Origin of the sequence: Pontibacter vulgaris (assembly GCF_022758145.1) — a bacterium.
Taxonomy (GTDB): Bacteria; Bacteroidota; Bacteroidia; order Cytophagales; family Hymenobacteraceae; genus Pontibacter; species Pontibacter vulgaris.
Map to the genome: position 1 here is coordinate 445171 of NZ_JAJVDH010000005.1, position 20066 is coordinate 465236.

At 44.9% G+C, this 20066-nt stretch carries 16 protein-coding genes; 10 read left to right on the plus strand and 6 right to left on the minus strand.

All coding sequences use genetic code 11. The features are described 5' to 3' along the window. Positions 1–25 precede the first annotated feature (25 nt). From nadA to rnk, 4 genes are all read left to right on the plus strand, one after another. Positions 26–1072 (plus strand): quinolinate synthase NadA, encoded by a 1047-nt coding sequence (gene nadA, locus LWP20_RS14325; protein WP_242928844.1) that lies wholly within the window; start codon positions 26–28, stop codon positions 1070–1072. Further along, positions 1073–2638, plus strand: coding sequence for an L-aspartate oxidase (gene nadB, locus LWP20_RS14330; RefSeq protein ID WP_242928845.1), 1566 nt, complete (start codon positions 1073–1075; stop codon positions 2636–2638). Positions 2639–3011: 373 nt separating this feature from the next. After that, positions 3012–4550 (plus strand): FMN-binding glutamate synthase family protein, encoded by a 1539-nt coding sequence (locus LWP20_RS14335; protein ID WP_242928846.1) that lies wholly within the window; start codon positions 3012–3014, stop codon positions 4548–4550. Between the two features lie 6 nt (positions 4551–4556). After that, positions 4557–4961: a nucleoside diphosphate kinase regulator gene (gene rnk / locus LWP20_RS14340; protein ID WP_242928847.1), complete on the plus strand. Its 405-nt coding sequence runs from the start codon at positions 4557–4559 to the stop codon at positions 4959–4961. 64 nt (positions 4962–5025) lie between these two features. On the opposite strand, the gene LWP20_RS14345 is transcribed toward rnk, so the two are convergent. From LWP20_RS14345 to LWP20_RS14355, 3 genes are all read right to left on the minus strand, one after another. After that, positions 5026–5199: a hypothetical protein gene (locus tag LWP20_RS14345; RefSeq protein WP_242928848.1), complete on the minus strand. Its 174-nt coding sequence runs from the start codon at positions 5197–5199 to the stop codon at positions 5026–5028. 107 nt (positions 5200–5306) lie between these two features. After that, entirely contained in the window at positions 5307–7853 is a 2547-nt protein-coding gene (gene hrpB, locus LWP20_RS14350; protein ID WP_242928849.1) for an ATP-dependent helicase HrpB, read from the minus strand. Positions 7854–7978: 125 nt separating this feature from the next. Beyond that, the gene (locus LWP20_RS14355; RefSeq protein ID WP_242928850.1) at positions 7979–8473 is read right to left on the minus strand and encodes an ankyrin repeat domain-containing protein; all 495 of its coding nucleotides are present in this window, start codon (positions 8471–8473) and stop codon (positions 7979–7981) included. Between the two features lie 348 nt (positions 8474–8821). Here LWP20_RS14355 and LWP20_RS14360 point away from each other — a divergent pair, with 348 nt between their 5' ends. Both LWP20_RS14360 and LWP20_RS14365 read left to right on the plus strand, forming a co-directional pair. Then, the gene (locus LWP20_RS14360) at positions 8822–9421 is read left to right on the plus strand and encodes a hypothetical protein (protein ID WP_242928878.1); all 600 of its coding nucleotides are present in this window, start codon (positions 8822–8824) and stop codon (positions 9419–9421) included. 178 nt (positions 9422–9599) lie between these two features. Next, positions 9600–9986 (plus strand): tellurite resistance TerB family protein, encoded by a 387-nt coding sequence (locus LWP20_RS14365; RefSeq protein ID WP_242928851.1) that lies wholly within the window; start codon positions 9600–9602, stop codon positions 9984–9986. 133 nt (positions 9987–10119) lie between these two features. Here LWP20_RS14365 and LWP20_RS14370 read toward each other — a convergent pair whose 3' ends face one another. Together LWP20_RS14370 and LWP20_RS14375 are read right to left on the minus strand one after the other, a co-directional pair. Further along, the gene (locus LWP20_RS14370; RefSeq protein WP_242928852.1) at positions 10120–12570 is read right to left on the minus strand and encodes an outer membrane beta-barrel family protein; all 2451 of its coding nucleotides are present in this window, start codon (positions 12568–12570) and stop codon (positions 10120–10122) included. 445 nt (positions 12571–13015) lie between these two features. Beyond that, positions 13016–13507, minus strand: a complete 492-nt coding sequence (locus tag LWP20_RS14375; protein WP_242928853.1) for a VOC family protein — start codon at positions 13505–13507, stop codon at positions 13016–13018. A 328-nt stretch (positions 13508–13835) separates the two neighbouring features. Here LWP20_RS14375 and LWP20_RS14380 point away from each other — a divergent pair, with 328 nt between their 5' ends. The 3 genes from LWP20_RS14380 to mgrA all read left to right on the plus strand — a co-directional run bounded on the left by LWP20_RS14380 (position 13836) and on the right by mgrA (position 18138). Beyond that, positions 13836–14225: a hypothetical protein gene (locus LWP20_RS14380; protein WP_242928854.1), complete on the plus strand. Its 390-nt coding sequence runs from the start codon at positions 13836–13838 to the stop codon at positions 14223–14225. A 337-nt stretch (positions 14226–14562) separates the two neighbouring features. Continuing rightward, the gene (locus LWP20_RS14385) at positions 14563–16809 is read left to right on the plus strand and encodes a monovalent cation:proton antiporter family protein (RefSeq protein WP_242928855.1); all 2247 of its coding nucleotides are present in this window, start codon (positions 14563–14565) and stop codon (positions 16807–16809) included. Between the two features lie 339 nt (positions 16810–17148). After that, positions 17149–18138 carry an L-glyceraldehyde 3-phosphate reductase gene (mgrA, locus tag LWP20_RS14390; RefSeq protein ID WP_242928856.1) on the plus strand — a complete coding sequence of 330 codons (990 nt, stop codon included), beginning with the start codon at positions 17149–17151 and terminating at the stop codon, positions 18136–18138. Positions 18139–18331: 193 nt separating this feature from the next. On the opposite strand, the gene LWP20_RS14395 is transcribed toward mgrA, so the two are convergent. Next, positions 18332–18901: an NADPH-dependent FMN reductase gene (locus LWP20_RS14395; RefSeq protein WP_242928857.1), complete on the minus strand. Its 570-nt coding sequence runs from the start codon at positions 18899–18901 to the stop codon at positions 18332–18334. Between the two features lie 389 nt (positions 18902–19290). On the opposite strand from LWP20_RS14395, the gene LWP20_RS14400 reads away from it, so the two are divergent. Beyond that, the gene (locus LWP20_RS14400; RefSeq protein ID WP_242928858.1) at positions 19291–20064 is read left to right on the plus strand and encodes a polysaccharide biosynthesis/export family protein; all 774 of its coding nucleotides are present in this window, start codon (positions 19291–19293) and stop codon (positions 20062–20064) included. Positions 20065–20066: the final 2 nt, after the last annotated feature.

A 20066-nucleotide genomic window follows, 5' to 3' on the forward strand; every position in this document is an offset into this window, starting at 1 on the left:
CTAACACAAACACACAACAACACACATGCTTACTACCCAAACCCGGGGCGCCTTCTCTGAAAAACTCAGAGCCATGGAACCTGTTGCCCTGCCCGCACAAGAAGAAGCCGCTTTACTGGATGCTGTAGAAGAAATTCGCGAACTGAAGAAAAAGCATAACGCGGTGGTGCTGTCGCATTTTTACATGCCGGCAGAGCTGCAGGTAAAACACGAAGATGGCGGTATTGCCGATTTTGTAGGTGACTCGCTGGGGCTGAGTGTGGCGGCCAAAACTGTGGAAGCGGATTACATTATTTTTTGTGGGGTTAAGTTTATGGCGGAGACGGCCAAGATTCTGAACCCAGCTAAACAAGTGTTGCTGCCCAGTTTTGATGCCGGCTGCTCCCTGGCCGAAAGTATAACCGGAGAAGATGTACGGTTATTAAAGAAATTATGGCCGGGCGTGCCGGTGGTAGCTTACATCAACACTTACGCCGAAACCAAAGCCGAAGCCGACATCTGCTGCACCTCACGCAATGCCATGGATATTGCCCGCTCGCTGGGTGGCGACAAGCTCATCTTTTTGCCAGACCTGTACATGGGCCGTAACCTGCAGACCAAAATAAAAGCCGAAACAGGCAAAGAACTTATACTTTGGGAAGGCAAATGCGAAGTGCACGAGCAATTTACGCCACAGCGCATAAACGGCCTTAAACTGATGTATCCCGAAGCGCAGGTGCTGGTGCATTGGGAAGTTCCGGACGATACTGTAACCGATGCCTTGAAAGGTGCAGGAGGTATCGTTGGAAGCACATCCGACATTATCCGGTTTGTAGGTGAGAGCGAGAGCCGTCAGTTTATACTTGGTTCGGAGTGTGATCTGGGAGCAACCTTGCGCGGCATGTATCCTGAAAAAGAATTTATAGTTCCGTGCATTAAGTGTCCGCACATGAAGCAGATAACTGTGCAAAGAACGCTGGAATCGCTTCGCTCGATTGGAACACCCCAGGAAAGATTTTTTGAAGTAACCTTGGAAGAAGAGATTATTAAACGAGCCCTTACACCAATAGAACGGATGCTGGCCTTTGCATAAATGGAATCGCTGAACTATGATTTTGTAGTATTAGGCAGCGGCATCGCAGGTTTAACATTTGCCCTGGAAGCTGCTGCACATGGTAAGGTGTTGGTTCTCTGTAAATCTGCATTATCGGAGACCAACACTGCCTATGCACAGGGAGGTATAGCTGCGGTTTTAAGCAATATAGATTCTTTTGAGCAGCACGTGCAGGATACGCTTACAGCCGGCGCTGGCTTGTGCGACGAAACTGCAGTCCGGTTTATGGTTGAGCGGGCTCCTGAAAGTATAAAATGGCTGCAGCAGCAAAGTGTGCAATTCGATACTGCTCCGGATGAAACTATAGCCTTAGGCCTGGAAGGCGGCCATTGCCAGCACCGCATCGCGCATGTAAAAGACCATACCGGTTTAAGTATACAACAGGCGCTAAGCAAATCAGCTTTTCAGAATCCCAATATCACCATTGCAGAATATCACCTGGGTATTGACCTGCTTACGCAAAGTATAAATCAGGAGAAGGTTTGTTACGGGGTGCAGGCGCTGGACCTGGTGAGCGGAAACTATAAAGCCATACTTGCCAAAGCTATAGTTTTAGCAACAGGTGCTTCGGGTCAGGTATACCAATACACCACCAATCCAACTATAGCTACCGGCGACGGACTGGCCATGGCACACAGGGCAGGGGCCACAATCCGGAATATGGAGTTTTTCCAGTTTCACCCGACAGCTCTTTACAATCCGACTTCTAAAGATACATTCCTGATAAGTGAGGCCTTACGTGGTGCTGGCGCAGAACTGGTTTTGCCGGATGGTACTGCCTTCATGCAACTATACCATCCGTTGGGCTCACTGGCGCCGCGCGATATAGTTGCTCGTGCTGTGTACGAACAAATGAACCTGCATCATTCACCCTGTTTATACTTAGATGCCACCCGTTTACCCGAAGGCAGGTTACAGAAGAGTTTCCCTTTCATCTACACCAAATGTAAAAGTATAGGCATCGATGCTACCCTGGAATTTATACCTGTAGTTCCGGCGGCACACTACCAGTGTGGTGGCTTAGAAACAGACCTGCACGGGCAAACATCAATATCCGGCTTATATGCCGTTGGCGAAGTGGCCTGCACCGGCGTACATGGGGCAAACAGGCTGGCCAGTAACTCGCTGCTGGAGGGAGTCGAATTCGGAAGAGCGGCGGCAACACATGCTTCCGAAAATGCGAAACAGCGTTTCTCCTGCTTTAAAAGTATAGTTTATAGTTTAGCTGATACCTGCAGCGATGCCTTGATAAGTGAAATAAAAGCCGACCTGCAGGCGTTGATGTGGGAACATGCCGGTATTGTACGTACCACCGAAGGCTTAACGATAGCCAAAGAAAAACTGGCCGAACTGAAGTATAAGCTGGAGCAATGCCATACCTTTTCGGTGGCCGTACAGGAGCTGCAAAACATGCTGACAACTGCCGAACTTATAGTACAGGCTTGCCTTGCCAGAACGCAAAGTATAGGCGGGCATTACCTGGCAAATGAGCCGACTAAAACAGAGATGCAGTTTCCTGAAAACATTGCCGCCGCTTGTTTGTAGTAAATAAGAGGAGCGCTTATAAGTTGCTTTTCAATTTATTAACTGCTTATTTTGCCTGACAAAAATTAACAACCGTGCTGCCATATAGTAGATATACACATACTTTACAACTGCCGCTAACTGGCTTTGTAGCAGCTTCTCATCACGTTTCCCTGAGCGATGAGCTGAACGGATATTGCCTGAACTTTTTCTCAGCACCCAAAGACTTTAACAAGTAAGCCGGAAAGTATCTCCGGCCTCAACCACACTTGCCTTTAGTGTACATCCTGCCTGCAACCTGTTTTGGTTTGCAGCCAGTTTGCACGAGTTATATTTCCATTTAGTTAAATTTCTTACTTCAGATATGTTAACCAAACTTAGCGTAAGGCAGCTTATGGCAGTTGCTTTTATTGCCGTTTATGCCGTCGTTTTATCCCTGAGCTATACAAACATTGCTTATTTGGCGCTGCTTATATTGGTACTGCCACTGCATGTTATCTATTTCCGCAACATACGGCAGCCACAGCACTCTATACTTCGCAATTACCCCTTGCTAGGTTATCTGCGCTACTTTTTTGAGAGTATCCGCCCGGAGCTGCGTCAGTATTTCTTCGAGTCTGACCTGGATGGAAAGCCATTTAGCCGACGCCAGCGCTCTATAGTTTACCAGCGGGCCAAAAACGTACGCCAGACCGTACCATTCGGGATGCAGGCCAATAGCCAGGAAAGCGGTTTTGAATGGATAGCCCACACCATGTTTCCGGTGCATGTAAAAGCCGAAGACCTGCGCGTAAAAGTAGGTGGTAACCGTTGTTCTCAGCCTTATAGTGCCAGCATCTACAATATTTCAGCTATGAGTTATGGCTCGCTTAGTAAAACGGCAGTAACTGCCTTAAGCGCAGGAGCTAAACTAGGAGGCTTTGCCCATAATACCGGCGAAGGTGGCGTTAGCCCGTTTCATATAGAAGGTGGCGGCGATTTGATCTGGCAGATAGGTACGGGGTACTTTGGCTGCCGCGACAGCAAAGGGGATTTGTCCGAAACACTTTTCGAAGAGCAGGTTGCGCATCCGCATATCAAAATGGTGGAAATTAAGTTATCTCAGGGAGCAAAACCAGGGCATGGCGGTATACTTCCAGCTGCAAAAAATACGCCTGAGATCGCTGCTATCCGTAAAGTTGAGCCTTTTACCACAGTTGCTTCGCCACCGGCACACTCCGCATTTAGTGATCAGTTTACCATGCTGTTATTCATTGAAAAGCTGCGCATATTATCAAAAGGTAAGCCGGTTGGTATTAAGCTTTGTATTGGTAACAAGCAGGAATTTGAACGCCTTTGCCAGGAAATGATGCACAACCAGATCTTCCCTGATTTTATAACCATAGATGGAGCAGAAGGTGGTACCGGCGCCGCGCCGCTGGAGTTTACCGATAGCCTGGGCATGCCGCTTTACGACGCGCTTTCTTTCGTGCAGGAAATGCTTATCAAGTATAAGTTGCGCGAGGAGATCAAAATAATTGCTGCCGGAAAGATCATTACCGGAGTTGATATTATAAAGGCAATCTCTTTGGGGGCTGATATTTGTTACAGTGCCCGTGGGATGATGTTCGCGCTAGGTTGCATACAAGCGCTACAATGCGACTCAGGCAGGTGCCCGGTTGGTATTGCGACACAGGATGAGAACCTGTATAAAGGTTTGGATGTAGCAGACAAGCGTGTGCGTGTGGCCAACTTCCACGGTAATACAATAAAATCAACGATAGAAGTGATGGAAGCCTGTGGTTTCGACAGCATCAACAGCATTACTCCAGATAAGATTTTTAGAAGAGTAGAATCTGGTAAAACGCTGAGCTTTAAAGATATATACTTTGCTGATGCTGATGCTGATGCCGGAACCATATTCTCTAAAGACCATCAATTTATACTTAACTGAACGTTTATGAATCCGATTTATCTGACCGAGAAAGATTACGAGCGCCTGCATAGTTTGGTGCAGGTGCAACGCCAGAACGGTGGCGCTGCTGCCGTTGATGGCTTATGCAAAGAACTGAAACGTGCAAAAGTGGTAGCCTCGGAAGAAGTTCCGGTAGATGTGGTGACCATGAATTCGTTTGTGCGGCTTAAAGATCTGAAGACCAAAAATGTGATGGAAATAACGGTAGTATACCCGAAAGATGCCGACCTTAGCGCACGAAAAGTATCTATACTTGCCCCGGTTGCCACGGCTATACTTGGCTGCAAAGTGGGCGACGAAGTAGAGTGGCCAGCTCCGCAGGGAATGGTTTCTTATAAAGTAGAAGAGATACTATACCAACCAGAAGCTGCCGGCGATTTTTATTTGTAAGTTGCTCGCGAATTATAAACTATAAAGCCAGTGCTACATTATGTTGTAGCACTGGCTTTATAGTTTATAAGTTGGTGGCCACCGGCTTTCTGGTGCAGCAAGCACCTTGTTGCGATAACTGATTTGTTTCCTGGCAAATGTTTTTCACGCAGTTGTTTTGTTTCGTGTTTTGCTGGTCCAGCTGCTCTTTTAACTGGTTAAGCTGTCTGCCGAAAGCGTAGATGTACATTGATTCCATGGTGCTGTATTTTTATCTGTTTAAGATCTGTTACACCATGATGACGGACAGATAGTACAAAAGACGCAGCTGGATCCCAGTTTTTATAGTTTGGCCAAAACTATAGTTTACTGTGGCCTTTTCTTGGTGCCGCGCGTCGGTACAGCTGCCAGTGGGTCGTCTGGCCAGTGATGTTTGGGGTAGCGGCCGCGAAGGTCTTTTCTAACATCAAAATAGCCGGTTGTCCAGAAACTGCGAAGGTCGCGGGTAACCTGTACAGGCCGCGAAGCAGGGGAAAGCAAATGAATCAGTAATGGTACTTTGCCTCCACCAATTCTGGGCGTATCCAGCATTCCGAAAACTTCTTGCAGACGTACGGCAAGTATAGGGGTAGACGGGTCAGTATAATCCAGGGCAATACGGGAACCACTGGGTACTTCCAGGTGCGAAGGTGCTAGCCGGTCCATTTCCTGCCGATGCTCCCAGCTCAGGTCCGCAAGTATAAGCTCATTAAAATCCAGCCTGGATAGCTGCTCTATACTTCGTAAGCCAACCAGGTGAGGCAACAGCCAGAGTTCGATCGTTTCCTGCAACGCTTCATCCGATACATCAGGCCATACTTGCGGTGAGAGCTGATGTAAGAATGCCAGACGCTGGCGGGTTTTTATAGCCTGGTCAGACCAAGGTAGTTTTTCAATTCCTTTCTCCTGGAGTGCCAGCAAAAGTATAGCTGCTACCTGCTCTGCATCAGGGTTTGGCTGGCTGGTTTCCTGAAGTATAAGCGCGCCAAGTCGGGTGATTTTTCTGGCTATAACCCTGCCAGTTGCCTCATCAAAACGAATTTCATCCAGTTCTTCCAGTTGCGCTGTAAAATGCTGCAGTAATTCTGCTTTGTTGAGGGGCGCTGCCAGCAATACCCTTGGCTGGTTTCCAATCTCAAGGTAGGCTATACTATAAAAATCTGCTTCACTGAAAAGCTCGGTTGGCAAAGCAGCCCTTTGACCGGTAACCAGCCTAACACGCCCCGATGACTCGCGTTGTGCCAGACGGTCGGGGTAGGCAAGTGCCGTTAAAATTCCGGCAGCATCGGGGTTTATACTTTGGTTAGTGGTGCGGGTGCGCTGCATCAGGTGTTGGGCTTGTTCGCGAACTCGTCGCAGGGCATTTTCATCCAGTACAAATCCGGGAATAGGGGGACGCTTTCCAGTTAGGATCTCCAGTCGCAGCGGCAGGTCTGGCAACACATTTCCGCGGCCGGTTTCCAGTTGTCTCAGGATGTCTTTTTCAGATAATAAAGCCGCCAGTGCGCAGGCGGTCGCGCCGAAACCAAACTCTTTGCCCCGGATAACCAAATGCCCTAACCTTGGAGAAAGACCAAGGGATGCCAGTGCTTTTCCGTGCGCGGTCGCGTTGCCGTTTAAATCTATTGCTTCCAGTCGTAATAACAGATCGCGGGAGAGAGCCATGGCAGCGGCAGGTGGAGTATCAAGCCAGTTTAAAGCAGCAGCATCTTTTACGCCCCACATAGCCAGTTCCAAAGCCAAACCGGTTAAGTCCGCTTCGCAAATTTCAGGGTTTTGCCTCTCAGCTAATTGCAGTTGGTCGGCATTGGACCAAAGCCTGTAACACACACCGGGGCCTAAACGACCGGCACGACCACGGCGCTGATCAGCAGCAGCTTTTGAGACCGTTATAGTTGCCAGGGTTGTAAGCCCGGTGCGGGGCACGAATTTCGGAACACGCGAGTAACCGCCATCAATTACAATTTTTACACCTTCTATAGTTAAACTGGTTTCGGCGATGCTGGTGGCCAGCACTATTTTGCGCCTGCCTTTGGGTGCGGGTTTTATAGCCGCCATTTGTCTGGAAAGCTGCAGGTCGCCGTGCAGGATGTGAAGATCTATACTTGCAGCCAGTTTACCTTCCAGTTGCGTAGCTACCCTGCGCATTTCGCCCATGCCCGGCAGGAACACCAATATATCGCCTTCAGTTTCATCGGCCAGCGCTTTTCGGATTGCTTTGGGTACCTGGTTACTTAAACGTTCTGCTGGACGGTTACCGGCTGCAGCTACTTCTGATGTGGGTAAATAATGTGTTTCTACCGGGTACTGACGGCCTTCACTGGTGATAACAGGTGCATCCAGCCACTTGCCTATAGTTACAGCATCCAGTGTAGCACTCATCACAAGAATACGCAGGTCAGGTCGCAGAACAGACTGTGCATCCAGCGCTAAAGCCAAACCCAGATCAGCCTGCAGATTGCGTTCATGGAATTCATCAAAAATAATGGCGGCTATACCTTCCAGTGCCGGGTCATCCTGAATGAGTCGGGTAAGTATACCTTCGGTTACAACTTCTACTCTGGTCTTATTCGAAACCACATGCTCCATGCGCACCCAATAACCTACCGTCTGGCCAAGGGGTTCGTTCAGCAGATCAGACATGCGTTGGGCGGCTCCGCGGGTAGCTAAACGACGCGGCTCCAATACCAGAATTTTGCCATCGTTTCGCCAACCGGCTTCCAGCAATGCCAATGGTACAAGCGTAGTTTTACCGGCACCGGGCGGCGCTTCCAGCACAACCCGGGTATTGTTTTCCAGGGCATGTAGCAGGCGAGGTAGCGCTTCCTTTACGGGTAAGTCTGGTAAATTGGGAAGTATAGCAGTTGATGACATTACCTGCAAAGGTCTGAATTCTTTGCGAGAAATTTAATTCAGGAAACCGTATGTCGATTTTCGGTTACAGTGTTGCAGGCAATAGGCTGTGAAAGTATAAAGTGATAAGTTAAGGAAAATAACGGCTATACTTTATGAGCCTGCAGGAGCTTCAGTGCTTCCTCGTTGCCAATTTTTTCTGCCATTCCCTGGGCTGTAAGGCCACGGCTATCACGTATACTTGTGTCTGCCCCGGATTCCAGCATAAGCTTAACCAACTCGTGGCGGCCAAACATAATGGCAAACATCAGGGCTGTTCCGCCACTTCCATTCTGTATATTTAGATCAGCCCCATGGTCTATCAGCATTTTAGCAATATCGGCATAACCGTTAAAACAAACGCCCATTAAGGCGGTGTTTCCTGCAAAATCCTGGGTGTTTACAGCAGCTTTTGCATCTAATAGCAGTTTAGTGGCTTCCGGGTGATTGTCGTAAGACGCGATGATTAAAGGTGTAAAGCCTCTCGGCCCCTGTGTATTTATATCAACACCTGCTGCAATTAACTCTTTTAGTAAAGCAACATCTCCTCTTCGGGCGGCATCGAATAGTAAATCTTCTGGTTTGGTAGAGTGAAAAGTCATGATCGGGGTCAGGTAAAATGATTGGGAAAAACGCTCTTGTACGGCATAATCGCCCCTACAGCAACATAAGCTAGCAGGTATAACGGACTGACGTTACAAGTTAACACTGCTTCTGTACTATTTTAAAGTATAAAGGTTAAATATAATTATAAGTGTAAAAACTATAAGCCGGAGTATACGGTAAAAGCTTTAGAAGTATAAATTGGTTTCAAGCCTCTTAAGGTTGTGGAGGATCAGGCCGCAAAGGCCCGGCAAATTGGCATGTGTTTATCAGAAAAGCTGTAAAGAAATAGAAAGTATAAACTATAAATCGGGTGGATTATGCAGAACAATAATAGTATAAGGCAAATGCTGGCAATTAGTTTACTGATATTTTCTGGTTTTAAGAGCCAGGCGCAACAAGCAACTATACCGCTAGCAGATATACAAATAAAAGCAGCTGTGCTGGCTGCCCCGGCCGAAAAACGCGCTGGTGTTACTGTATTAGGTTATAACCAGAAAGGTGAATTTGTGCAGCTGCGCAAAGGTACAAATGAGTTGATCTGTTTGGCAGATGACCCTAATCAGAAAGGTTTTTCTGCATCGTGCTACCACAAAGACCTGGAGCCATTTATGAAACGTGGCCGTGAGCTAAGGAAAGCCGGGAAAAACAGCCAGGAAATTTTTGATACCCGGGAGAAAGAGGCTAAAAGCGGAAAATTAATCATGCCTAAAAAATCAGCAGCACTTTATGTCTACACTGCATCGGATGAAAATTTTGATGCAGCTACCGGACAGGTAAAAGAAGGTTATTTGCGCTACGTAGTTTATGTGCCCTATGCTACCGCCGAAACCACAGGCCTGCCACTAAAACCAGACGCACCTTCTATGCCCTGGATCATGCATCCCGGCACGCATGGCGCCCATATCATGATAAATCCACCGCTGCCTGCAAAAACAAAAGAGTAGGCGCTGTAATTTTCAATCCTGAACATATTACAAGTACGATATTCATACTGTTGCCCATGTTTTCAACTATAAAATGTAGTCAGATGAGGGCGACTGCCGTACATGAGTATACCCTTTGTGCCAGCACGGTTTTTAGTGCACAGGGGCTGAAACTATACTTACATTTAAGATACTACTTATGGCAACCGGAACTTCAATAGATGCCCTGTTAAATACGAAGCAAAAGAAACTGGCTTTTTTTCAGAACCTCATTCTGGCCGCTATTTCAGATGGTGAGCTAGGTGAGCAGGAACGTGATTTTATGCTTATGGTTGGAGACCAGCTCGGTTTAACCGAAGAAGACACACGCCCTATAACCGATAATATTGGTATACTTTCTTTTATTATTCCGGAAGACGGTATGCAACGAACCATAGAACTGCAAACACTGGTGATGATGGTGGTGCAGGATGGCATAATTGAAGAGAAAGAATATACTATGTGCTTGGAATATGCCCATCGTATTGGTTATGGCAAAGAAATTCTGGACGACATGTTAAAACAGCTTGGGGCTAGCCAGAGTTGATCTGCCTGTAAAAAATTGAAAGCCGCTCCGGTTATACGGAGCGGCTTTTTTGTTGCTGTAAAGTATGTGTTTATACTTTGTAGCAGGAGTATCAGAGTTTAAACTGGTAAGCTTTTATACTTTAAAACAGTTCTTAGTTAGCACCACCTGCTCTGCTTTTTTCTTCTTCGGCGCCGCTGTTACGACGGCGTGAAGGTGCTACCTGCGACTGGCCGAATCTATAGTTAAAAGTTAAGGTTGCTACCTGCGAGTCGCGGCGCTGGTAAAAGTTTTCAGTATAGCTGTTAACTGCAGTGGTAGCTCTTGTTTTGTTTGTGTAGAAGGCATCCGTTAGGTTTAATTTCAAGCTGCCCTTTTTATCCCAGAACTGCTTTTGCACACCCACCGATGCAAACCAAAGCGGATTTATATTCATGAAAGCATAAACATCGCGGTGGCGATACACGCCATTCAGTTCGGCAGACCAGCCGTTTGTTAAGGTAAAAGTATTATTCGTGTTGATGTTAAAAGTAGGCATTCCGTTTCTAAGATTTGTATTGGCCAGGTTGCCACGGTATAAACCATAGTATAATGTGCCGTTATTTATGCTGTTAAACCAGTTGCCAACCGAAAACGGTACAGATAGCGACATACCATAGTAATCATACTTTGCCAGGTTCTGGAACGTTTGGGCTACGAGTTTATCCTGCGTAACATCCGGCGATAGCACTTGCACCATTACATCAGTGGTATGGCTGTAACTAAACTTGGTAACAAAGCGCTGGTTATAAGTATGCGTAAATTCAAATGCATAAGACAGTTCCGGTTTCAGGAACGGGTTGCCGGCAGAGTAAGTGCTTGGGTCCAGGAAGTTTTTAAACGGATTTAGCTGGTTGTAAGATGGCCTGTTTATACGGCGGCTCAGCGATAGGCCCAAGTCATGCATTTTGCTTAACGTATACCCCATAAAGGCGCTCGGAAACAATTGTGTATAGTTGCGGTCAAATTTACGCTCCTCTTCATCAACCAAGCTAGCCAGTTGCTCGCCTTTTGCTCTGGTGTTTTCTAAGCGAAGCCCCAGTTGCAGGCTGGCCTTTTCCCATTTTTTTGAGGCGTTCAGGTAAGCTGCGTTAATATTTTCGTCATACAGAAAGTGATTGCTCTTACCGGTATCAAACACATTGCCGCCGTTGCTGCGGTCGTAGAACTGAAGGTCGTTATCGGCGCTCACGAGGCTGCTTTTAAGCCCGGCTTCCAGTTTGCCGTTAATGGCCTTCCAGGGCTGTGTGTAATCTGCTTTGGCTGATTTTATGCTCAAGTTGCCATCTAAAGTGCCGTAGAGTAAATAAGGAGTGCGCATCAGTTCGCCGCCCGGAGTATAAAAGTTTGTTGTAAAGTCCTGTTTATCGGCATTCTGATAAGCTATGTAGTCCAGGTCGGCGGTAATTTCGCGGCCGGTGCTGTCTATGGTATGCTTAAAGTTAAAGTTGATGGCCTGGTTACCCCGGTTATGGCCTGCAATGGCATCTGTAATAAAGGTAGAATCTATCTGGCCCTGGTTGTTCAAGCCATCCGATCTATTGGAGTTTGTTCTGTTAAAATCAGATATAAAGCCGTTGGTAACCACACCAATTACTGTTTTAGGAGAGAGGTAATAATCTGCTCCCAGGCGAGCGCTGTGGGTATTTATCCTGAAATCGAACCTGTTTTTCTGGTCGTAAATTCCGGTAATGCTGTTTCCTTCTATAAACTTGCGGTAAATATCCAGTTTAGTGTATTCGTGGCGGTATACATAGTTATAGTTGCCAAACACATTCAGTTTTTTGGCTCGGTGATTCAGTTGTATACTTTGGTTTGATTTTGCGTAACGGCCATGCCCGAAAGAAGAAGTTAGGGTTCCGTTTGTGCCCAGGCTTTTATCGCGCTTCAGTTTAATATCAATTATGCCCGCATTTCCGGCTGCATCATACTTGGATGATGGGTTGGTGATGAGTTCAATCTTATCCACGGAATTGGCCGACATGCCCCTTAGTACGTTTGCCAGTTCGGCTCCGGTCATGGGTACCTGTTTTCCGTCAATCATCACAATAACGCCGGCACGGCCCCGCATACTGATGTTGTCATTCTGATCGACGATAACGCCCGGCGCTTTTTCCAGTACTTCTAAAGCGGTGTTGCCAGCGGCTACCAGGCTGTTGCCCACGTTCATAACGGTTTTATCCAGTTGCTGCTCAATCAGGGGTTTCTGGCCTTCAATTACAACTTCCTTCAGGTTAGTGGAGCTTTGCGAAAGCCTGAGCGGGGCCAGATTTATACTTTCCGTACCTGCTTGCAGAATGACTTCGCTGCTTCTTGCTTTGGTATAGCCTACCATAGTTGCCACCACTTTATACTTTCCGGCAGTAAGTCCTTCAAAAAAGTAAGCGCCACTCTCTTCCGAAAGCATACCTTTCACCAACGACGAGTCGGCGGATTTTAGTAACAACACATTGGCGTAAGCAACGGCTTTATTATTGCCGTCTATCACGGAGCCTTTTATACTTGCCTGTTGTGCGCTAAGGTTTGTAAATACCAGTAGCAGAATGGGTAGAAATAATTTTCTCATAGTTTGTGCTTTTATGTTAGATGTTGAGTTTCAGGTTGCTGCTTTATAATTTTTTTACTTTCGTTTGAGTGGGCATTACAACACTTGTGCCATTTGTTTAAAATATTGTTAATCAACGCTTTGTGGTTTTATTTTACAAAGTATAGTTTATAGGTGATGTATGATTTCGAACATTCACTGTCTGAAACTGGACACCACTTGCCATAAATAAATTGGGTGAATTATAGTTGATGAAGCAAATAAGTACGATTTGTTTCGTAGGTAAAAGAGAGGGTCAGTAAGTATGAGGTTGCACGGAGGCTGAAAAATATTTTATATGTGGGAGCTATACTTGTAAAAAGCAGCAGCTTATGCTTGATTAAAGCGGGGAGTAAGCAATTAAAAACTAAAGTATAAGTTGTTATTTCTGCCGGTTAGTAGATTTTGAAAAGATGATGGTCAGCCTTCATTCCAACTCTTTCAAAAGCCCTTGAACATCGAGTGGCTCTGTAAACATATTTAATGATCCATCTGCGACAACAGGCCATTGCTCTTTCGGGCGGTCCCAGTATAGTTCGAGGCCGTTGTTATCCGGGTCGTTCAGGTAAATGGCCTCTGATACACCGTGGTCTGAGGCACCGGTAATCGGGTAACCCAGATCCAGCAGGCGTTGCAGGATAGCAGCCAGGTCTTTGCGGGTTGGATAGAGGATGGCAGCATGGAAAAGGCCCGAACCTGTACGCGGTGCCGGTCCCATTCCCTGGCTATACCAGGTGTTCAGGCCAATATGATGATGATAACCACCCGCTGAAAGAAATGCAGCTTTATCACCATACATCTGCATAAGCTCGAAGCCAAGTATACCTGTATAAAATTCCAGCGCCCGCTTCAGGTCAGATACTTTTAAATGCACATGCCCGATACTTGTCTGCCCCGGTACTTTATAGTTGGTGTCCATCGTCTTATCTGTTATAAGTTGCTTAGCCTGTTGTTTTATACTATACTTTTAAAGTATAAAATAGATTAACCTGTTTGGGTAGCCTTACAGAGCAGAATTCTAAATCATGACTGGTCTTGGTTGTATACTTTCTGCTATGTAAGTATAAATAGGCATTGTTATTTTAATTTAATAAAAATTGAAGCATTATCTCAGGTAAATATTACACCTAGTGCTTTTGTTATGTTAAATATACACTTTGTGTGTAAGTATGATTGCAAGTATAAGCTGGTTAATAATTGATGGGTTAAGGGAATAAACACTAATCTTCTTAATTTTGTAATTAACGATGTTAAAGTTTAAGAAGATCATAGGGCATTACTTTAAGTACCCATTAATGTGGGTCATGCTGCTGTGGGCGCTTACCTTGCCTGGGCACGAAGTAATTGTGTATGACTATCTGATTCAAACAATCTCTGATACAACCCCTAATAATGCCAGCGGAACAACCGAAGCATTTAGTAAATCGAGAGAGTTAGCGCAGGAGGGGCAGGCTTTTATTGATGCGGCAACACCATCTTTTGTTGTTAAGAACCTGCAGCCGGCAAAGTTTATACCTGAGCTGTTGGCTTATACTTTCTGTTCTGCAAAAGCGCCTGTTCTATACTCCAGGTCAGCTGACCGGCCTTTCCTTTTTTTTAAGCGTTTTCTGGTTTCTATTCTTCCCAACGCTCCGTAACTTTTGTCAGCTAGTCATTACTAATACTTTAGCCAACCGCTTTTGTACCTATTTATTACTGTACAGCTCACGATGTTATACTTTATAAAGTATAATAATTCTGGTACAGGATTACTGCCTAGCTTAAAACCCGGCTACCTGAGCCAGTTTTTATATTTGGCTTTGGGGCAATCAAGTATTAGTGTTATAAATAATTTACGGGTTATGTGATTGAATTCTAATGTATTGCGTTCGAATTAATTTGCTTAATCTATTGCTACAACCTTTGCGCATACCTGCATTTATGGCGTAAACATAAGAATACGAAGCCTTTAAGGGCAACAGAATACACTAACCTATGACACATCTTCCGCATTTAATAACAGACTTAGGGCTTATACTTGGGGCCGCAGGTATAACTACCCTTATATTTAAGAAATTAAAACAACCGCTGGTATTAGGCTACATTATTGCCGGCTTATTGGTAGGCCCTAATGTAGCGTTATTCCCCACCATCATCGAGACAGAAAACATCCAGATTTGGGCCGAGATCGGGGTTATTTTTCTTTTATTCAGCCTGGGCCTCGAATTCAGTTTTAAGAAACTGGTAAAAGTAGGCGGTGCATCATCTATTATGGCGCTGGTAGAGGTAGTGGTGATGCTGCTGCTGGGCTACCTTACCGGTAAATTGCTTGGCTGGTCTACTATGGATAGTATTTTCCTGGGCGGTATACTTTCTATTTCATCCACTACCATAATTATCCGGGCTTTTGAAGAGCTGGGGGTTAAATCCCAAAAGTTTGCAGGCCTCGTTTTTGGTGTACTTATAGTTGAAGATCTGGTAGCTATTTTGTTGATGGTTTTACTGTCAACGGTTGCGGTAAGCCAGCAGTTTGCCGGGTCTGAGATGCTGGCAGCAGTGCTTAAACTGGGTTTTTTCCTGGTAGTATGGTTCCTGGCGGGCATATTCCTGATTCCTACATTCCTGCGAAAAGCCAGCAAACTGATGAACGACGAGACGCTCCTGATCGTGTCGCTAGCGCTGTGCCTGCTGATGGTGATACTGGCTGCACAGGTTGGTTTTTCTCCGGCACTGGGTGCTTTTATTATGGGTTCTATACTTGCCGAAACCACCAAGGCCGAAAAGATCGAACACCTTATCTCTTCAGTAAAAGACTTATTTGGCGCTATTTTCTTCGTGTCTGTCGGCATCCTGATCAATCCTGAAACCATACTTACCTATGCCGGGCCTATTGCTGTTATTACAGTAGTAACGTTGCTGGGTAAATTGCTAAGTATAACCAGTGGTGGGTTAATGGCCGGGCAGGGACTGAAAACTTCCGTTCAGTCGGGAATGAGCGTTTCGCAGATTGGGGAATTCTCTTTTATTATTGCTACCCTGGGCCTTACTTTAAAAGTAACGAGCGATTTTTTATATCCTGTGGCAGTGGCAGTTTCGGCAATTACCACGTTCACAACGCCATACATGATCCGGCTATCTACGCCCTTGTATAAATTCCTGGAGTCCATACTTCCTGACAAATGGAAAAGCTCGCTGAATGAGTATAGTTCCGGGGCACAAGCTATAACCACTACCAGCGACTGGAAACTGGTGCTGCGATCGTATGTGGTTAACCTGGTTGTTTATTCGGTTATCATTATTGCAATCGTGTTGCTGGCCGCCCGTTACCTGAATCCATTTATAACAGAAACGCTGATCAGTGGCCGTATCGGGGATATCATTACAACAGTTATTACGCTTATTTTTATGGCGCCTTTCCTTTGGGCGTTTGCGGTGTATCATCCTCAAAAGGAAGCATTGGGCAGGCTTTGGGCCAACCGTAATTACAGGAGCCTACTTATTGTTATCGAATTTGTTCGAATCGGGCTATCGGTGTTACTAATTGGTTTCCTGCTCAATCAGTTTTTCCCGGTACAGGTGTCTATCATGGTAGGCATTATCATTATCGCTTTACTGGCTGTATTTTCCAAGAAGATCCAGAATTTCTATATCCGAATCGAGCATCGTTTTATGTCGAATCTGAATGCGCGGGAAATTAAGGAGGCACGCAAAATGCATCACACATTAACTCCCTGGGATGTGCACCTTACCAGTTTTGATGTTTCTTATGAATCGGCAGTGGTGGGCAGGAGTTTGCTGGATTTGCAGGTGCGCGAGAAGTATGGCGTAAATATAGCAGTTATAGAGCGCGGAGACCGCACCATTATGGCCCCCACACGGCACGAGCGTATTTACCCCGGCGATAAGATTTATGTATTTGGTTCAGATGAGCAGATAGAGACATTCAGGCAGTTTATCCAGACAGAGACCGAGCTGCAGGGCGAAACCGATAGGGGAGAAGATGTAAAGCTTCAGAAGCTGGTTGTGTCCCAGAATTCCCCTTTACTGCATGTCTCTATCCGCGATTCGGGCATTAGGGAGCGCACCAAGGGCCTGATTGTTGGCATTGAACGGCAAGGGCAAAGAATACTGAATCCGGAATCAGATCTGGTATTTCAAATCAACGATATAATCTGGATTGTTGGAAGCCCGTGGCGTATTAAAGAACTGGAGGCAGTAAATGTGGTTTCCAATTATGACTAAAAGTAAATGGTGTGATTATTATGTTAATTAAATAAGCTTTTAAACTATAAATTTTATACCTGCATCTGCCATAACTATGGATGCAGGTATTTTTTTAAGCTTATATTTTAAGTGGTTATACTTTATACACGCTTCTACGCGCAAGCAGATTTACGATTTCTAATTAAGTTGGCAACAGCTGTAATCTCAACAAGATTGTTGTCTAAATATAAGCATGTGCCAAGTGTAGGTTTATTCATAAGGTTAACATGGTAAAGTTTCTTAATTTTAAATTCTTCGTTTAAGTATGATTTCAGAAATAGCGAAGTATAACATAATTCTTTACTGAAACATCAACGTATGATTTATACCCCTTCTCCGGAACGCTATGCAGCAATGGAGTATCGCCGATGCGGAAAAAGCGGACTTAAATTGCCCGCCCTTTCACTTGGTTTATGGCACAACTTCGGCCATGTAGATGTACTGGAAAACGCCCGCCAGATACTCAGGGATGCCTTTGATGCCGGTATTACCCATTTCGACCTTGCCAATAACTATGGACCACCTCCCGGATCAGCTGAGGAAAACTTCGGAAAAATTCTGCAAACTGATTTTCGTGGCTTTCGCGATGAACTGATCATTTCAACCAAAGCCGGTTATTCTATGTGGCAGGGCCCATACGGCGACTGGGGCTCAAAAAAATACTTGGTTTCCAGCCTGGACCAGAGCCTGAAACGCATGGGCCTCGATTATGTCGATATCTTTTACCACCATCGCCCTGACCCTGATACTCCACTGGAGGAAACTATGGCCGCCCTTGAACTGATAGTACGGCAGGGGAAAGCGCTTTACGTGGGTATATCCAATTACCAGCCTGCTGAGGCTGCCCGGGCAATAGAAATGTTGCGGCAAATGGGTACGCCTTGTCTCATACATCAGCCTAAATACTCTATGTTTGAGCGTTGGGTAGAAGAAGGGTTGCTGGATCTATTAGAGCAGGAAGGAGTAGGTTGTATTCCGTTTTCACCGTTGGCCCAAGGCTTGCTAACAAATAAATACCTGCATGGCATTCCGGAAACTTCGCGGGCGGCAAAATCGCATGGCAATTTGCAGAAAGAGCATATTACAGATGAAAAACTGGGTAAAATAAAGCAGTTAAATGAGTTAGCGCAGCAGCGGGGTCAGACATTAGCTCAGCTCGCGCTGGCCTGGTTGCTGAAAGACCCGCGCGTTACATCTGTTTTAATCGGGGTAAGTACGCCTGCTCAGCTTGCTGATTCGCTGCAAAGCCTGCAGAATACCCGCTTCAGTGCAGAGGAACTAGACGCGATTGAAGCTATTTTAAAGTAGGAATACATAACAAGTATAATTTTATACTTGTGCGCAGTAATGAAGTATAACTAAGAGTTTTTGAAAGTATAAGCAGCCTACCGATAGGTGTAAAATACAAACGGTCTTAAGGTTAATTACCTTAAGACCGTTTGTATTTTACCAAGTTATACTTCAGCAGGGATTCTAAAATTGGCTATTTATAGTTTGTACTTTATACTTCATAATCTTTCATCCGGCTTTTGGCTTCTATGCACCACAGGATTTCATCCAGAAATCGCTTTGCCCGTTTTTCTGTGCCGGTTTTGTCGCTTGGGTTGCCGTTCTCATCAAACGTTTCCTGCACTTTAGGAACAGGAAACATAGCTGGCACTACCCAAGCGCGTATCTTCCAAAGCGAAAACTGAAGCGATGTCATGACCTGCGTACCACCGAAAACCCCATCCGAAACAGTAGCAAGGCCAATAGGTTTGCGATGCCATTCTTCGTACAACAAATCTACTACATTTTTTAAGCTGGCAGGATAGCCACCATTATACTCCGGCGTTGCTATGATAACGCCGTCTGCTTTGTTTATTCTGTCAGCAAAATCCAATGTCTGCTCACTTGGTTCTTTCTGGTATTTCAACCGTTCATCAAAAACTGGGAAATTATACTTTTTTAGATCCAGAATTTCTACTGTAGCGAGCTGCTGTTTTTCAATGTATTTCTTTAAAAAAAGAGCGACACGATGCGTGTTACGTCCGGTACGCACGCTTGAAGAAATAATGGCAATATGCGGCATAGTAGTTTTATTTATTTAACGCTGAGGCAGAGTTTCTTTCAGGCTACAACTCTGTAAAACAGTTTTAGGTTACTCACTCATATTAAAAGCTTATCTCCCAAAATATCTGTATTAAACATTCATACCTACAATTAAATCGAGAAGTATAGATTAATATACTTTTGAAATTACAAACTATTAGTTACCAAATCATTACACAAATGAATTACTTCTAAAAGGGTATAAGTCAACTTTTGTGTTAAATGTTGTTTATTATTTTTTATTAAAAAATAATAAACTGTTTATATCTGAAGGAGATTTAATTACGTAAAATGGTACATATCTTTTATTTTATTTCACATTATGCGTGAATGCTGCTCAATCAGATTATGTAAATCACCCTGAAAATTATGAGAATTAGGTTACTTACTCTTTTTAGTTTAATGTTTTTATTCTCCTGCGGTAAAAAGAATCTGGCTTACTTCAGTGATCTGGGGGAGAAAAGAGAATATTCTGAAAATATCACAAACTTTTCAGAGCCTAAAATCCAGCCCGATGATCTTCTTAGCATTTCAGTCAGCAGCCTCAGTTCTGATGCTAATGTTCTCTTTAATAAAGGAGTAATAACGCCAGTCAATAGTACAAACTCATCTGTCAATAACCAAAGATATGGCGAGGAGGGTTATCTGGTTGATAAGAATGGATTTATTGAATTCCCGGTACTAGGCAAGGTAAAAATAGGTGGCCTTACAAAACAGGAGGCCAAAGATAAAATAGTAAGTGAATTACAGAATTACCTTAAGCGCCCTACTGCTACTATCAGGTTCATAAATTTCAGAGTTACTGTAGTAGGTGAAGTAAACAAGCCGGCAACATTTACGATTCCATCAGAAAAAATTAATATTCTGGAGGCTTTGGGTATGGCTGGTGATATGACCCAGTTTGGTAAACGGGACAATGTGATGATTATAAGAGAAGAAGGGGGAGTGAGAAAAATGGCCAGGCTGAATCTTAATACTACAGAAGCCATGAACTCGCCATACTTTTACTTACATCAGAATGATGTGATCTATGTAGAGCCAAATAAAGCAAGGGTTTCTCAATCCACGGTAGATACGCGCTTTATTTCGCTGGGCTTGGCTGCCATCTCTACTTTAACACTTATTGTTTGGAGATTTTTCTAGAA